Genomic DNA, 16163 nt, shown 5'->3' on the forward strand with positions numbered 1-16163 from the left:
GGGCGGCGTGGTGTTAGAGTCGGACTATAACCTGAAAAGATTTGTATAGCATAATGCAGACATAAAAAAACACTGCCGGAGCAGTGTTTTTTTATACTTAACGCCAGCCAAGGGAAAACCGGCATTAAGCGATTAGCTGCGTGTCAGGATGCGTCGCGCTTCGTTATAGCGCTTCTTCCAGTACGGCTCATCCATGCTTGAAATCATGACGCCGTTGCTGGTGGAGGCATGAACAAACTGGTTATTACCAATATAAATGCCAACGTGTCGGCCGGTAGAACCCGCGCGGAACAGAACTAAGTCGCCTGTGCGCAAACTGGTGCGCGAGATGGACTTGCCTGTTTCCTGCTGTTCCCAGGTGGAACGCGGCAGTTCTAAACCAAACTGTTCACGGAAAGTGCGCTGCACAAAACCGGAACAATCGATGCCTTTTTTGGTGTCGCCACCCAAACGGTAGCGAACGCCTTTCCAGTCAGCATACTGATCCATAATGCGGCCTTTTACGTCCAGATTACGAACCATATTTTCAAATTCATCCTGAGAGGCTTGCAGTGAAGAGTTGTCTTCGCCCACAGCAAGCGTCTCAGAATGCACGTTCTTTGCGGTATTTGTAGAACAAGCTGAAAGCAGAACCGCTACTGCAATCGCGGGTATCGCCCGCACGATATATCTCAAAATCGGCTGAGATTTGACCATGTTGCTTATTTTCCCTTGAAGTCCTTAACGATAAATATCGTTATAAAAAATGCCAACGCAGCGAGATTAATTATCTGAATGCATCGAGACAAATGCTCTGACGTAATTTTGTGGAAGAACGCACAAATTTACGCGCAATGAGAATAAGAGCACTCTTTGCGACAAGACGAACCGAGGTTACCTGAACATCTTCGGCATGGCGAGCGGTTTTCTTTAATTTTTTATAAGAAATTATGATACAGAAAGTGAATTCTCAGGATTGAATAAAAAATAACCAATTTAGCTTAAATAACGTGCAAATTGCTCTTTTATAGGCAGATTGCCGTGACGAAAAAATGACAAAATTAGGAAAAAGCCGGGATTACGCATCAGGGATCGAAAACGATCCCTGATGAATGCGCGTTATTGATAATCGGAAGTTGTTTAAATTTTGTTATTTCCGGGCAGGAAATGATCAAAGGCAGAAATAATTTTATCGCTAAGGGGGGTTAGCAAACACCACGGCAGACCGATAAAAACAGCCGAGAGAGAACCGACTGCAATATCAGTAAACCAGTGTGCGCCAATCATCACGCGCGGGAAGGCGAAAACCACAAAAATAATAAGGGCAACACCAAACGCTTTTCGGCCAAAATATCGCCACATTACGCCAGCGAAAATAAGTAGCATCATGCCGTGATCGCCAGGGAAACTGTCTTTCGAGGCATCTTTGGTGGGGAAGTCGAGCAAATCGCTAACCCGGTGAATATCGGTAAAGAACAGCGACGGGCTGGCGCGTTTAACGGGCATCAGATGTTGCGCCAGTTGATTGATCACCACGGCTATCAGCAGCATCGTCAGACCAATCATCAGGATACGGCGTCGTCCACTTGCATCCTCTTTAACCCAGAAAGAGAGCATTAAACAGCCCATCGCCACCAGCGAGCAGGCGTCAAAAGCGCGGTTATTGGTTAGCGCCACCAGCCACAAATAAGCGCGGTTATCCACCAAACCCTGGTTGAAAAAATGGAACATCGCGGCGTCCAGCGGAAACCAAAAACCGTGGTTAGCGGGTAAGTACCAGGAAATAAATAGCGCCAGTCCTGCGGCGTTCAACAGTAAAATTAACGGTAAACGAGTTTTCATAACGAGTCTGTCTTCAATTAACACGGCGGCAACGTTAGTGTTACTCACTTAAACGAAGCTTCAACAAGGCGGACTGCAGTGTGTTCCAGTCTGCCTCCGAGGCGGTAATCAGCTCGATACGGCTGTCCGGCGGCGCGACGTTTTGCGTTTCGATATGCAGATCCTGCCCCTGGCGGTTAACGCGCAGCAATCCTTCCGGAATGCGCATCACCCCTTTCACCCGCTCGACCGGCGCAAGCCGCGCCCACTCCAGCAACCCGATAGTGTCAAATACCGTCTCTTCATCAAAAATCCAGCCGCAGGCGTGATGGCCCTGGCCGCTGTTAAGGCTGCGACGCCAGCGCTGGTGTGCCGGTAAACTTAATGCCGCGAGACCTTTCTTCTCGTCGTGAGCATGGTTATGCGCAGCACTTGAAGGCAGCTCACGCAGGTTACGGCGAGGAAGATCAAGCAGTGCGCCGTCAATAGCGCCCCGGGTCGCGCTAACCTGTAAACGATCGCCACCAAACTCAGCCCACCATGTCTCCAGCGCCTGCTGGCTCTGTGGTGTGGCGCGATCCTGTTTATTGGCGACAACGACATCCGCCGCCGCTAACTGGTCGCGAAAGTTTTCGTTGGTGAGTGCTTTTTCATCCAGTAACTGGCGGGGATCGAGCAAGCAGAGCGTTGCGCGCAGGTCTATCCACGGCTCATACACCGGCGCGGTGAGCATATCGAGGATCTGTTTTGGGTGGCCCAGGCCTGTCGGTTCAATCAACAAGCGGTCAGGTTTCCCCTGGCGCAGCAATGTATTGAGACCCACCTGCATCGGCAGGCCATTCACGCAGCACATACAGCCGCCCGGGATCTCTTTAAGCAGCGCACCGCTGTCAGCCAGCAGCGCGCCATCAATGCCGACTTCACCAAATTCATTCACCAGCACGGCCCATTTTTCCTGCGGGTCTTTATTGGCCAGCAAATGCAAAATCGACGTGGTTTTGCCGCTTCCGAGAAAGCCGGTGATGAGGTTGGTTTTGGTCACAAGTGCTCCAGGCGTCAACGAAATGTAAGGGTGACTGACGATCCTGGCGAAAAAAGTGCGAAAAGAGAAGGGCGCGAACGGCGTAAAAGCACTAACCGTCCGCTTAAGTAGCAGAAATTGTTAATTATCGAGTGCGCGCTTCACCGCTGCATGCGCACCTTCGGTGGTGAGCATCTGCCATGCGTGATTAATGGCATTAACAAACGTCGGGTTGTGCGGCAGGTCGCTACCGAAAATCTCTTTCAGTGTCAGCAGGGCCGTTACGCGTTCATCGACGCTGCTGGTTTCAACAATCGCGTGAATTTTATCCGCCAGCGGATCGCGAATATCAATGCTGTTACCGGCGTCATCCACGCCGCTGACATAGCGCATCCAGCCCGCAATGCCCAGCGCTAACAGCGGCCACGGCGTTTCGCGTTGCAAATGCACCCGAACACCATCCAGCATACGCTGCGGCAGCTTCTGGCTGCCATCCATGGCGATTTGCCAGGTACGGTGCTTCAGCGCCGGGTTAGAAAAACGGTCGATCAGGCTATCGGCATAAGCGGTGAGATCAACGCCGGTAATGCGCAGCGTCGGGGCTTGTTCCTGGAGCATCAGGCGGCGTACCGCCGTACGGAAGACCTCATCCTGCATGCAATCATTAATATGCGCGAAGCCTGCCAGGTAGCCGAGATAGGCCAGAAAAGAGTGGCTGCCATTGAGCATGCGTAACTTCATCTGCTCCCACGGCTGTACATCCTGAACCAGTTGTACGCCGGCCACTTCCCATTCGGGACGTCCGGCGACGAAATTATCCTCAATTACCCACTGAATGAACGGCTCACAACTGATGGCGCACGGATCAAATACGCCCAGCGCTTCGCCAATTTCCGCCAGTGATTCATCTGTTGCCGCCGGAACAATGCGATCCACCATGGTGGCCGGAAAGCTCACATTCTCCTCTATCCACTGCGCCAGTTCCGGTGAGCGGGTTTGCGCCATTCCGAGTACGGCATTTTTAACAATATGACCATTATCGGGAATATTATCGCAGGAGAGCACGGTAAAGGGCGGCAGCCTGCGTTCACGGCGACGGGAGAGTGCTTCAACCAGAATCCCTGGTGCTGAATGCGGTTCGCCCGGATGCTGGAGATCGTGTGCGATGCGCGGCTGCTGCAGATCCAGTTTGCCGCTGGCAGGATCGATGCAATAGCCTTTTTCGGTAATCGTCAGGGAAACAATCGCCACTTGCGGTTCGCAAAATTTTTCAATGATGGCGGGCAGAGAATCAAGTTTCGCGTTCAGACATTCGTTCACCGCACCAATGATTATCGGCTGGTTCCCCTCCGCCCCTTTTTCCAGCACGGTGTATAAATGATCCTGCTCGCGTAACTGAGACATGAGCACATCGCCGCTGAACAGGCTGATTTCACAGATCCCCCAATCGCCACCTTGCGCGTTCAGCACCCGGTTGGTCAGCAGCGCCTGATGCGCGCGATGAAATGCGCCAAAACCAAAGTGCACAATTCGCGAGCGCAGTTGTGTGCGGTCATACTGGGGTTGCTGCACGCTGGCGGGCAGCGTTACGGAGGCGATTGTCTTCATCTATATACACCTGATTAACCAATAATTAACAATGTGCAGTGTAAAGTTATATGACAGCAAAAAGAATTGGTATGCCGTAATTATCCGGGGAATGTGAGCTGGATCAATCATTGCTGTGGGAAGATTTGACCGCTGCAATTAAGCATGTATGGTAGTCGTCATATGTTTGTGTGTATTGGTATAACAACTTTGTAGAGGGTAAGGCAATGGAACAAACCTGGCGTTGGTATGGACCGAACGATCCGGTGTCGCTTGATGATGTGCGTCAGGCAGGCGCGACGGGCGTCGTGACCGCACTGCACCATATCCCGAACGGCCAGGTCTGGCCGGTAGACGAGATCAAAGCGCGTCAGGCGCTGCTGGCGGAAAAAGGGCTGGTCTGGTCGGTGGTCGAAAGTATTCCGGTGCATGAAGATATTAAAACTCACACCGGGCAGTACGATACCTGGATTGCCAACTATCAGCAGAGTATCCGCAACCTGGCAGCCTGCGGTATTGATACCGTGTGCTACAACTTTATGCCAATCCTCGACTGGACGCGTACCGATCTGGAATATGAACTGCCGGATGGCTCCAAAGCGCTGCGTTTTGACCAGATTGCTTTTGCCGCGTTCGAGCTGCATATCCTGAAGCGCAAAGGCGCCGAAGCTGATTACAGCGAAGAAGAGCAGCGTCAGGCGCAGGCCTACTTTAACGCCATGACTGAAGCGGAAGTGGAAAAGCTGACGCGCAATATCATTGCTGGTCTGCCGGGCGCTGAAGAGGGGTATACCCTGGAACAGTTCCATGCACGCCTTGCCGAATATGACGGCATCGACAAAGCACAGTTGCGTGAAAATATGGCCTATTTCTTGCGCGCTATCGTGCCGGTTGCGCAGGAAGTGGGCGTACGTATGGCGGTTCACCCGGACGATCCGCCGCGCCCGATCCTCGGTCTGCCGCGTATCGTTTCTACTATTGAAGATATGCAGTGGCTGAAAGAAGCGGTAGACAGCATCAATAACGGTTTCACGATGTGCACAGGTTCATACGGCGTGCGTGCGGATAACGACTTAGTGCGGATGATCGAGATGTTTGGCGATCGCATTCACTTTACGCACCTGCGTTCAACCTGCCGCGAAGATAACCCGAAAACGTTCCATGAAGCCGCGCATTTGCAGGGTGATGTGGATATGGTGTCGGTGGTTGCCGCCATTCTCACCGAAGAGCAGCGCCGCAAGAAAGCCGGTGATTTGCGCCCGATCCCGTTCCGCCCGGATCATGGCCATCAGATGCTTGACGATCTGCGTAAGAAAACCAACCCAGGTTACTCGGCGATTGGTCGCCTGAAAGGGATGGCGGAAGTGCGCGGCGTTGAGCTGGCGCTGAAAAAAACGTTGTTCCGCGATCTGCTGTAAGCCGGTTTACCGTCGGAAAATAAAAAGCCACTTCAATGAAGTGGCTTTTTTCATGCATCACGCTTATCAGTCGGCGCGGCCCATATAGCGGCGCTCTTCGATATGAATACGGATTTTCTCGCCGGTGGTCAGGTATTCCGGTACCTGGACAACCAGACCGGTGGTCAGGGTGGCCGGTTTAGTGCGTGAGCTGGCGGAAGCACCTTTGATGCCTGGTGCGGTTTCCACAATTTCCAGATCCACCGTCTGCGGCAGTTCGAGCGCCAGCAACTGGCCGTCCCACAGCAGAACCTGCATATCCGGCATACCGCCTTCCGGAATAAACAGCAGTTCTTCTTCAATCTGCTCTTTATTGAAGGTGTACGGCGTGTAATCTTCTTTATCCATAAACACGTATTCATTGCCGTCAACATACGAAAAGTCGACAAAACGACGGTTCAGGGTCACGGTATCAAGGATATCATCGCCTTTAAAACGCTCTTCCACTTTCAGCCCGGTACGGACATCGGAAAAACGCATTTTGTAGAGCGTTGCTGCGCCACGGGCGCTCGGTGACTGAATGTCAATATCTTTCACAATCAGCAGTTTGCCGTTGTAATTCAGCACCATACCTTTTTTAATTTCGTTCGCTCTTGGCATTGCAAGGGTCCTGTAAATTGAAAATAACGAAAATATCGCGACAAACTACTCGCGAGGGACTTTTCAGGCAAGTGGAATCGGAGAGTTTTGCGTTCAGAGGGCAAAAGATGGTAGCTTGCGCCCTGCACGCGCAGCCCCGCGCGCCTGATAATAGAGAACGTTTATGGAATGCCGCCCGGACTGTGGAGCTTGCTGTACCGCCCCGTCCATCAGTAGCCCGATACCCGGCATGCCTGACGGGAAGCCCGCTAATACGCCCTGCGTTCAGCTCGACGCGCAAAAGCGCTGCAAAATCTTCGGCTCGCCGCTGCGCCCAAAAGTGTGTGCCGGTCTGCAACCGAGCCGTGACATGTGCGGCGCAAACCGCGAACAGGCGATGGTTTATCTGCTCGATCTTGAGCAACAAACCGCGCCTTAAATATCTTTTATCCGGCTCAGGCACACCTGCGTAACCAGCGTCATCACCAGCGCAATCCAGAACACCGCGTGATAACTCCAGATCTCTGCCACCACGCCAGCCAGCGAACCGGCGATAATCCAGCCGACACGCGTGGTATTAGTATAAAGGGTGGTGGCTGAACCCGCCTGCCCAGGCATCAAATCCTGAAAATAGAGCATGCCAATCCCGGCGAGAATGCCGATATAAATCGCGTTCAGCAGTTGCAAAGCAAGCAGTACCACGGGCGTATGCACCGTCAGCATTCCGGCATAAAAGAAGATGCCCGCCACGGCGCTGACGCGCATCAGGAAGCGTTTGCCGAAGCGCTTTGCGTAATACCCGGCAATGAGCATGGTGGGGATTTCCAGCCCGGCCGCAGTACCCATCATCACGCCCGCCAGTTTTTCCGGCAGATGCAGCTCATCAATAATAAACAGCGGCATATTAATAATATAAAGGCTGTTGGTGCCCCACATCAGCGTACAAATCACGAACAACAGCAGCGCATCGCGGCGGTGCGTGCGTGGTGCTTCCATCACCACTGATTTCAGCTTTGGCTCTTTACGCATGGTTGGCAGGAACAGCCACACCATTGCGCCGCAGACAATAAAGGCTGCCGCCGCACACAAATACATGGTGGAAAAACCAAAGCCCATCGCCAGCGCGTAGGCCAGCGGTGGGCCAATCACCCACGCCAGGGATACTTGCGCACGGAGTATCGAACTGAACATCACGGCTTCACGCCCGGTGCGATCCGCATGTTCACGCGCAAGGGCAAACATTTGCGGGTTCGCTGTTGAACCGAAACTGCTGAGGAACACGCCGACAAACAGCAAAATAAAGTAGTTACGGTTCCAGGCGAACAGCACACAGGCCAGCACGCCGAGCAGGCAACAAAAGACAATCAGCGTCTTGCGATCGCCTTTGCGGTCAGAGCGTCCGGCAAGAAACTGGCTCACCAGAATGCCAATCACCGCGCTGCCGGTGAAAAAGAAGCCCACCATCGCCGGGCGAACGTGCACTTCATTGGTTAAAAACAGGCTCAGCGTCGGTGTTTGTAACGCACCGGCAATCCCCGTTAAAAAGGCGACGATCAGGAATGCCGTTGAGGTGAAATCAAACGCGCCGGGACGGGCAGCGGCGGGAGAATTTTGCATGTTAAATGAGATCCAATAGCGAGACGCGGAGTGTACGCCGCTGCATGAAAAAAACACAGCCTGCTAAGCAAAATTTGCGACAAAAAATCCAAACCTTTTCCCTGGGTTTTAATTAAGGCTGACGAAAGCTGAAAGTGGATTGCTGAACAGAAAGTCTGCTTCAGCAAATTTGCCTTACGCGTGGCCGAAATGTGCTGAACCTCAAAATTCTGCAACGCCAAATAAGAGAATTCTTGCTTACGGAACAAAAAAAGTGAATGCTCCTTGAAACGTTTCAGCGTCATCGCGTTATGTCTGAACAACGGCGGTGACGCACTATTTCTCAACCTAGCTGAAACGATTCAAGTCAGCGAGAGAGGGTCACATGTTCCAGTTATCCGTTCAGGACATCCATCCAGGCCAGCAGGCCAGTAATAAAGAAGACGCTATCCGCCAGATTGCGGCGGCACTGGCAGCAGCAGGCAACGTCGCCGACGGTTATGTCGATGGCATGCTGGCGCGCGAAGGGCAAACGTCCACCTACCTTGGCAATGGTATTGCTATTCCACACGGCACCACCGACACGCGCGATCAGGTGCTGAAAACCGGTGTGAAAGTCTTCCAGTTCCCGCAGGGCATCCTCTGGAGCGAAGGGCAGGTGGCGTATGTCGCCATCGGTATTGCCGCCAGCTCCGATGAACATCTTGGCCTGCTGCGTCAGCTGACACATGTGCTGAGCGATGATTCTGTCGCCGCACAGTTGCAGTCCGCCACCTCTGCTGAAGAGCTGCGCGCACTGCTGATGGGCGAAAAACTGAGCGCATCACTCAAGCTGGATAATGAAACCTTAACGCTCGATGTTGCCGCCAGCGATCTGACGACGCTGCAAGCGCTGAACGCCGCACGCCTGAAAGAGGCCGGTGCGGTTGACGCCGCGTATGTTACCCGCGCCATTAACGAGAAACCGCTGAACCTGGGTCAGGGCATCTGGCTGAACGACAGTGCTGAAGGCAACGTGCTGAGTGCGGTTGCGGTGAGCCGTGCAGCCACCCCGTTTGAGGTGGAAGGTGAGCGTGCGGCGCTGCTGGTCAGTGTTGCGATGGCCGACGAACAGCCTGTTGCGGTGCTCAAGCGTCTTAGCGATCTGCTGCTTAACAATAAAGCCAACCTGTTGCTGAATGCCGACGCCGCCACGCTGCTGGCGTTGCTGAGCAGTGACGATGCGGTGGCTGAAGATCTGCTGAGCGAGGAGTTTGTCGTGCGTAACGAACATGGTTTGCACGCACGTCCGGGCACCATGCTGGTCAACACTATCAAGCAATTTAACAGTGAAATTACCGTCGCCAACCTTGACGGTACTGGCAAACCTGCAAATGGACGTAGTCTGATGAAAGTTGTTGCACTTGGCGTGAAAAAAGGACACCGCCTGCGTTTCACCGCGCAGGGTGATGATGCTGAACAGGCGCTGAAAGCGATTGGCGAAGCCATCGCTGCTGGTCTGGGAGAGGGCGCATAAATGAGCAGACGTGTCGCTACGATCACCCTGAATCCGGCCTATGATCTGGTGGGTTTCACCCCGGAAATTGAACGCGGTGAAGTTAACCTTGTGCGCACCACTGGCCTGCATGCCGCGGGTAAAGGGATCAACGTCGCAAAAGTGCTGAAAGACCTTGGCATTGATGTCACCGTGGGTGGCTTCCTCGGTAAAGATAACCAGGACGGTTTTCAGCAACTGTTCAGCGAGCTGGGTATTGCTAACCGTTTCCAGGTGGTGCAGGGGCGTACCCGCATCAACGTCAAGCTGACGGAAAAAGATGGCGAAGTGACCGACTTTAACTTCTCCGGTTTTGAAGTCACCCCGGCTGACTGGGAACGCTTTGTTAACGATTCGCTGACCTGGCTTGGTCAGTTCGACATGGTTTGCGTGAGCGGCAGCCTGCCGTCGGGCGTCAGCCCGGAAGCCTTTACGGACTGGATGACGCGCCTGCGTAGCCAGTGCCCGTGCATTATCTTCGACAGCAGCCGCGACGCGCTGGTAGCCGGTCTGAAAGCCGCGCCGTGGCTGGTGAAACCGAACCGCCGTGAGCTGGAAATCTGGGCGGGCCGTAAATTACCAGAATTGAAGGACGTTATTGAAGCTGCTCATGCGCTTCGCGAACAGGGGATCGCCCATGTGGTGATTTCACTGGGCGCAGAAGGCGCGCTGTGGGTTAACGCTTCGGGCGAATGGATCGCCAAACCGCCGTCAATGGAAGTGGTAAGCACCGTTGGCGCAGGGGATTCAATGGTCGGTGGGCTGATTTATGGTCTGCTGATGCGTGAGTCCAGTGAACATACATTACGCCTGGCCACCGCTGTTGCTGCACTGGCGGTAAGTCAGAGTAACGTAGGTATTACCGATCGTACCCAGTTAGCCGCGATGATGGCGCGAGTTGACTTAAAACCCTTCAACTAACAGCAGGAGAGGCATAATGAAAACGCTGCTGATAATCGACTCCGAACTCGGGCAGGCCCGCGCCTATATGGCGAAGACCTTGCTGGGCGCGGCGGCGCAGAAAGCAAATCTGCAATTTATTGATAACCCAGGCGAAGCGGAACTGGCTATCGTGCTGGGTAGCAAGCTGCCAGGCGACAGTGCGCTGGACGGGAAAAAGGTCTGGCTGGGCGATATCAATCGCGCAGTCGCCCACCCGGAACTGTTCCTGAGCGAAGCGAAAAACCATGCGTCGGTGTATGCCGCGCCTGCTGCAGCGGCGACAGCCGTGACCAGTAGTGGCCCGAAACGCATTGTTGCGGTCACTGCCTGCCCGACAGGTGTGGCACACACCTTTATGGCGGCGGAAGCTATCGAAACCGAAGCGAAAAAACGCGGCTGGTGGGTGAAAGTGGAAACCCGTGGCTCCGTGGGTGCGGGCAATGCCATCACTCCGGAAGAGGTTGCGCAGGCGGATCTGGTGGTGGTTGCCGCTGACATCGAAGTAGACCTGGCGAAATTTGCCGGTAAGCCGATGTACCGCACGACAACAGGCCTGGCGCTGAAGAAAACGGCACAGGAGCTGGATAAAGCCGTCGCGGAAGCGAAGCCTTATCAGCCGTCGGGTAAACCCTCTGCTGATGCTGCTGAAGGTAAGACTGAGAGTGCGGGCGCATACCGTCACCTGCTGACGGGCGTTTCCTACATGCTGCCGATGGTAGTAGCGGGTGGTCTGTTAATTGCGCTCTCGTTCGCATTCGGTATTACCGCGTTTAAAGAAGAAGGCACACTGGCGGCCGCGCTGATGAAAATCGGTGGTGGTTCAGCCTTTGCCCTGATGGTGCCGGTGCTGGCGGGCTTTATCGCGTTCTCCATCGCCGACCGTCCGGGTCTGACCCCGGGTCTTATCGGCGGTATGCTGGCGGTCAGCACCGGTTCGGGTTTTATCGGCGGTATCATTGCCGGTTTCCTCGCGGGCTACCTGGCGAAAGGCATCAGTAAAGGCCTGAAGCTGCCGCCGAGTATGGAAGCGCTGAAACCGATTCTGATCATTCCGCTGGTTTCCAGCCTGATTGTCGGCCTGGCAATGATTTACCTGATCGGTACGCCGGTGGCGAAAATCCTCGCTAGCCTGACTTCCTGGCTGCAGACTATGGGCACGGCTAACGCTGTCCTGCTGGGTGCAATCCTCGGTGGCATGATGTGTACCGACATGGGTGGCCCGGTCAACAAAGCGGCATACGCCTTTGGTGTGGGTCTGCTGAGTACGCAAACTTACGCACCGATGGCGGCGATTATGGCTGCCGGTATGGTGCCGCCGCTGGCGATGGGTCTGGCGACCATTGTTGCCCGCAACAAGTTCGACAAAGGTCAACGTGAAGGTGGTAAAGCGGCGCTGGTACTGGGTCTGTGCTTTATCTCCGAAGGGGCTATCCCGTTCGCCGCCCGCGACCCGATGCGTGTTTTGCCGTGCTGTATCGCCGGCGGTGCGCTGACCGGTGCTATCTCCATGGCGATTGGCGCGAAACTGATGGCACCGCACGGTGGTCTGTTTGTGCTGCTGATCCCAGGCGCTATCACGCCGGTACTGGGCTACCTGCTCTCTATCGTCGCGGGTACGCTGCTGGCGGGGCTGGTGTATGCCTTCCTGAAACGGCCAGAAACAGAAGCCGTAGCAAAAGTAGCATAAGAAATTGCCGACATCCGGGAAATGAGAAGGGCCGCTTAGCGGCCCTTTTTTTATGCGGTGGCTTCAGCGGTTTGCTGCGCCTTCAGCCAGGCAATCTCTTCGGCCCAGATATCCGGATTAATAGTTTCCAGAATCATAGGAATGCCATCGAAACGTGCGTCGCGCATGATCCAGCGAAACGCGTCATGCCCGATATTACCTTCGCCGAGGCTGTGGTGGCGGTCGACACGGCTACCAAAAGCACTTTTGGCGTCGTTCAGATGCATACCGCGCAGATACTGGAAACCGACCACGCGATCGAATTCCGCAAAGGTGTCTGCCGTGGCTTGTTCTGTGCGTAGATCATAGCCTGCGGCAAACGCATGGCAGGTATCAATGCAGACACCAACGCGGGATTTGTCTTCCACACCGTCAATAATCGCCGCCAGATGCTCGAACTTAAACCCCAGATTGCTGCCCTGACCGGCGGTGTTTTCAATCACGGCGGTGACGCCTTCGGTTTGCGCCAGCGCAATGTTGATGGACTCGGCAATACGCGCCAGACATTCATCCTCGGGGATCTGCATTAAATGGCTGCCGGGGTGGAAGTTCAGCAGGCTCAGCCCCAGTTGCTGACAACGGCTCAGCTCATCAATAAACGCGTCGCGGGATTTTTCCAGCGCCTCGGCCACCGGGTGGCCAAGGTTAATCAGGTAACTGTCGTGCGGCAGGATCTGATTGGGTGTGAAGTGATATTTTTCGCAGGCGGCTTTGAATTCGTCGATAGTTTCCGGACTCAGCGGCGCGGCCCGCCACTGGCGCTGGTTTTTGGTAAACAGCGCAAAGGCGGTCGCGCCAATCTCAGCCGCGCGAATGGCGGCATTTGCCACGCCGCCGGAGGCGCTCACATGCGCACCAATATATTTCATAAAAACTCCTGTTAAACCCGCCAGGGGAAAACGCTCATCATAGCGGGTCAACAGGGAGGAGATGTAGTGGTTTATGCCATCAGGTGATGAACTGCCAGGTTAATGGCGCCCCCGCCGACAATCAGCCAGACAAACAGAATCAGCCCCATGACCAGCGGTTTTGCCCCGGCATTCTTCAGCGCACTGACGTGTGTGGTCAATCCCAGCGCCGCCATCGCCATCGCCAGCAGCAGCGTATCCAGCGTATTCAACATGTTCACCATCGATGCCGGCAACAGATGGAACGAGTTAAACACCGCGACAGCCACAAAGCCCAGCGCAAACCACGGAATGGTCAGCTTACTTTTTTCTGCCCCTTGCTGCGGGCTGAGCTGTTTAACGCGTGCGGCCAGCAGCAGTAAAAACGGTGCCAGCATCATTACGCGCAGCATTTTGGCAATCACGGCGGCATTTTCCGTTTCCGGGCTGATGGCATGACCGGCGGCAACCACTTGCGCCACTTCATGTACCGTTGAACCTACCCAGATGCCATAGGTTTCCGGGCTAAACCAGTGACCAACCAGCGGGTAGAGCGCCGGGTAAATAAAGATTGCCAGCGTGCCGAAAATCACGACAGTGGCGACCGCAACCGTCACTTTACTGGCTTCTGCTTTGACCACCGGTTCGGTTGCCAGCACGGCTGCCGCGCCGCAAATACTGCTGCCTGCGCCAATCAGCCAGCTGGTTTTTTTATCCAGCCCGAATACTTTTTGCCCAAGAAAACAGGCCAGCAAAAAAGTACTCGATAGCGTCAGCACATCGATGGCGATACCGCTGACCCCCACGTCGGCAATTTGTGAAAACGTCAGGCGAAAACCATAAAGAATGATCCCCAGTCGTAACAGGTGCTGTTTAGCGAACAGTACGCCGCCGTCGCAACGATGGTGCCAGGCGGGGTAGAGCGTGTTGCCAAGCAGCATGCCGATAAGAATAGCCAGTGTTAAGGCGCTCAGCCCAAGGCCTGCGACCGACGGGATAGCGCCAAGCCATAATGCGGCGGCGGTAATCAGGCCGGTCAACAACAAGCCGGGAACAAAATGCCATGCCGGATGGCGTCGAGTCTGTAACGTGATTTCTGTCATAACCTTCTCCTCTCAATGGCGAAAAGGTTAAGGCGAACTGGTTTAAAGGTAAAATTGATTATATATTTATAATTAATCTTTATAAGTGGTAAGTGACCTCTATGCATATAACGTTACGCCAGCTTGAAGTTTTTGCTGAAGTGCTGAAAAGCGGCTCCACCACCCAGGCTTCGCAGCAGTTAGCGCTCTCGCAATCTGCGGTTAGCGCGGCACTGACCGATCTTGAAGGCCAGCTGGGCGTGCAATTGTTTGACCGCGTGGGTAAACGGCTGGTGGTGAATGAACACGGGCGTTTGCTCTATCCCCGCGCGCTGGCAGCGCTCGAACAGGCGACGGAAATCGAGCAACTGTTTCGCGAAGATAACGGTGCCATCCGCGTATTCGCCAGTAGCACGATTGGTAATTACATCCTGCCGGAGGTGATCGCCCACTACCGCCGCGATTTCCCCGATCTGCCGCTGGAACTGAGCGTGGGTAACAGCCAGGACGTGATCAATGCGGTAGCGGATTTCCGCGTTGATATCGGTTTAATCGAAGGCCCGTGCCACACCGCGGAAATTATCGCCGAGCCGTGGATGGAAGATGAGCTGGTGGTGTTTGCACCGCCGTCATCCCCGCTGCTGCAAGGGCGCGTAACGCTGGAGCAACTCGCCGCTGCGCCGTGGATCCTGCGCGAGCGCGGCTCCGGCACACGCGAAATCGTCGACTATTTACTCCTCTCGCATTTGCCGCAGTTTCACCTGGGCATGGAGCTTGGCAACTCAGAAGCCATTAAGCATGCGGTGCGCCACGGGTTGGGCATTAGCTGCCTGTCGCGGCGCGTCATTGCTGAACAGCTTGAAACCGGTAGCTTAGTGGAAGTGCCGGTTCCGCTGCCCCGTCTGGTGCGCACGCTGTGGCGTATCCACCATCGTCAGAAACACCTTTCCAGCGCATTAAACCGCTTTATTCGCTACTGCGAGATTTGATTGCACCATCAGCAGGCGTCTGCACCGTTTTGGTGGTGCAGACGCAGCGCTGCAACCTTCGATTCATCCCTGAACTCCCCGCATGCCGCGTTCCGCCAGAATATATCGTATTGGCACATTAGTTGCAGAAAGTGATTCAAAGAATCTTTTGTTTCATGGGCGATGAGGTGTTGATGATGAAAACGTGGATAAAGGCCGCAGCGATGGCGACAGTGATGATGGCTTGTGCCTCGCAGGCGATGGCGGATCAATTACAGGATATTCAGCAGCGCGGCGTATTGCGTGTGGCAGTACCGCAGGATTTTCCGCCGTTTGGCTCTGTTGGCACCGATCTCAAACCGCAGGGTTACGACATTGATATGGCCGAATATCTGGCAAAAGGCATGAAGGTGAAACTGCAACTGGTGCCTGTAACCAGCGCCAACCGCGTGCCGTATCTGCAAACGCATAAAGTTGACTTGGTGATTTCCAGCCTTGGCAAAAATGCGGAGCGCGAAAAAGTGATCGACTTCAGCCGTGCCTATGCCCCGTTCTTCCTTGGCGTGTTTGGCCCGAAAGAGGCCACGGTGACCGATGCGAAAGCGTTAAGCGGCAAATCTATCGGCGTTACCCGCGGTGCCGTGGAAGACATGGTGCTGAGCGATATCGCGCCGAAAGATGCCGACGTGAAGCGCTACGAAGATAACAACACCACGCTTTCTGCTTATATGTCCGGCCAGGTGCAGTATCTCGCCACCGGTAACGTTGTTGTGGCGGCAATTGCGCGGCAGAACCCGCAAAAAGCGCCGGTCAGCCAGTTTATGCTGAAAGATTCGCCGTGCTATATCGGGCTAATGAAAAACGAACCAGCGCTGAAAGCGGAAGTCGACAAGCTGGTTGAGCAGGCGCTGAAAGAGGGCGAACTCAACAACTTGTCACAGAAATGGATGCAGGCGCCGTTACCGGCCAACTTTGGCGCGTAAC

Annotated in this window: 15 protein-coding genes; 7 read left to right on the plus strand and 8 right to left on the minus strand. The window is 54.5% G+C overall.

Going from position 1 to position 16163, the window contains the following annotated elements:
* Positions 1-132: 132 nt before the first annotated feature.
* The 4 genes from mepS to O3S68_RS01795 form a co-directional block, all read right to left on the minus strand.
* Positions 133-696 carry a bifunctional murein DD-endopeptidase/murein LD-carboxypeptidase gene (gene mepS, locus O3S68_RS01780; RefSeq protein WP_017458539.1) on the minus strand — a complete coding sequence of 188 codons (564 nt, stop codon included), beginning with the start codon at positions 694-696 and terminating at the stop codon, positions 133-135.
* Between the two features lie 423 nt (positions 697-1119).
* Entirely contained in the window at positions 1120-1821 is a 702-nt protein-coding gene (locus O3S68_RS01785) for a phosphatase PAP2 family protein (RefSeq protein WP_269230675.1), read from the minus strand.
* Between the two features lie 40 nt (positions 1822-1861).
* Positions 1862-2842, minus strand: coding sequence for a CobW family GTP-binding protein (locus O3S68_RS01790; protein WP_020454405.1), 981 nt, complete (start codon positions 2840-2842; stop codon positions 1862-1864).
* 120 nt (positions 2843-2962) lie between these two features.
* Entirely contained in the window at positions 2963-4429 is a 1467-nt protein-coding gene (locus tag O3S68_RS01795; RefSeq protein WP_269230676.1) for a mannitol dehydrogenase family protein, read from the minus strand.
* A 206-nt stretch (positions 4430-4635) separates the two neighbouring features.
* Here O3S68_RS01795 and uxuA point away from each other — a divergent pair, with 206 nt between their 5' ends.
* Entirely contained in the window at positions 4636-5826 is a 1191-nt protein-coding gene (uxuA, locus tag O3S68_RS01800; RefSeq protein WP_269230677.1) for a mannonate dehydratase, read from the plus strand.
* 66 nt (positions 5827-5892) lie between these two features.
* Here uxuA and yeiP read toward each other — a convergent pair whose 3' ends face one another.
* On the minus strand, positions 5893-6465 hold the full coding sequence (yeiP, locus tag O3S68_RS01805) for an elongation factor P-like protein YeiP (RefSeq protein ID WP_017458534.1): 573 nt from the start codon (positions 6463-6465) through the stop codon (positions 5893-5895).
* 163 nt (positions 6466-6628) lie between these two features.
* Between yeiP and O3S68_RS01810 the strand changes: the two genes are divergently transcribed.
* Positions 6629-6883: a YkgJ family cysteine cluster protein gene (locus O3S68_RS01810; RefSeq protein ID WP_017458533.1), complete on the plus strand. Its 255-nt coding sequence runs from the start codon at positions 6629-6631 to the stop codon at positions 6881-6883.
* Here O3S68_RS01810 and setB read toward each other — a convergent pair.
* On the minus strand, positions 6880-8061 hold the full coding sequence (setB, locus tag O3S68_RS01815; protein ID WP_269230678.1) for a sugar efflux transporter SetB: 1182 nt from the start codon (positions 8059-8061) through the stop codon (positions 6880-6882). The two genes, O3S68_RS01810 and setB, sit on opposite strands and share 4 nt — an antisense overlap.
* Positions 8062-8425: 364 nt before the next feature.
* On the opposite strand from setB, the gene fruB reads away from it, so the two are divergent.
* The 3 genes from fruB to fruA are packed head-to-tail and all read left to right on the plus strand — an operon-like array spanning position 8426 to position 12203.
* Entirely contained in the window at positions 8426-9556 is a 1131-nt protein-coding gene (fruB, locus tag O3S68_RS01820; RefSeq protein WP_020454400.1) for a fused PTS fructose transporter subunit IIA/HPr protein, read from the plus strand.
* Entirely contained in the window at positions 9557-10495 is a 939-nt protein-coding gene (gene fruK, locus O3S68_RS01825) for a 1-phosphofructokinase (RefSeq protein ID WP_045514123.1), read from the plus strand.
* Between the two features lie 16 nt (positions 10496-10511).
* Positions 10512-12203 (plus strand): PTS fructose transporter subunit IIBC, encoded by a 1692-nt coding sequence (gene fruA, locus O3S68_RS01830; RefSeq protein ID WP_269230679.1) that lies wholly within the window; start codon positions 10512-10514, stop codon positions 12201-12203.
* Positions 12204-12253: 50 nt separating this feature from the next.
* Here the strand turns inward: fruA and nfo are convergent, their stop codons facing one another.
* Entirely contained in the window at positions 12254-13111 is an 858-nt protein-coding gene (nfo, locus tag O3S68_RS01835; RefSeq protein ID WP_160269452.1) for a deoxyribonuclease IV, read from the minus strand.
* Between the two features lie 71 nt (positions 13112-13182).
* Positions 13183-14232: a YeiH family putative sulfate export transporter gene (locus O3S68_RS01840; RefSeq protein WP_020454396.1), complete on the minus strand. Its 1050-nt coding sequence runs from the start codon at positions 14230-14232 to the stop codon at positions 13183-13185.
* Positions 14233-14333: 101 nt separating this feature from the next.
* Between O3S68_RS01840 and yieE the strand changes: the two genes are divergently transcribed.
* Entirely contained in the window at positions 14334-15200 is an 867-nt protein-coding gene (gene yieE, locus O3S68_RS01845; protein WP_045514131.1) for a DNA-binding transcriptional regulator YeiE, read from the plus strand.
* A gap of 176 nt (positions 15201-15376) precedes the next feature.
* Positions 15377-16162, plus strand: coding sequence for a transporter substrate-binding domain-containing protein (locus tag O3S68_RS01850; RefSeq protein ID WP_044489688.1), 786 nt, complete (start codon positions 15377-15379; stop codon positions 16160-16162).
* Position 16163 lies beyond the last annotated feature (1 nt).

It is taken from the genome of Kosakonia sp. SOY2, from assembly GCF_027109175.1.
Taxonomy (GTDB): domain Bacteria; phylum Pseudomonadota; class Gammaproteobacteria; order Enterobacterales; family Enterobacteriaceae; genus Kosakonia.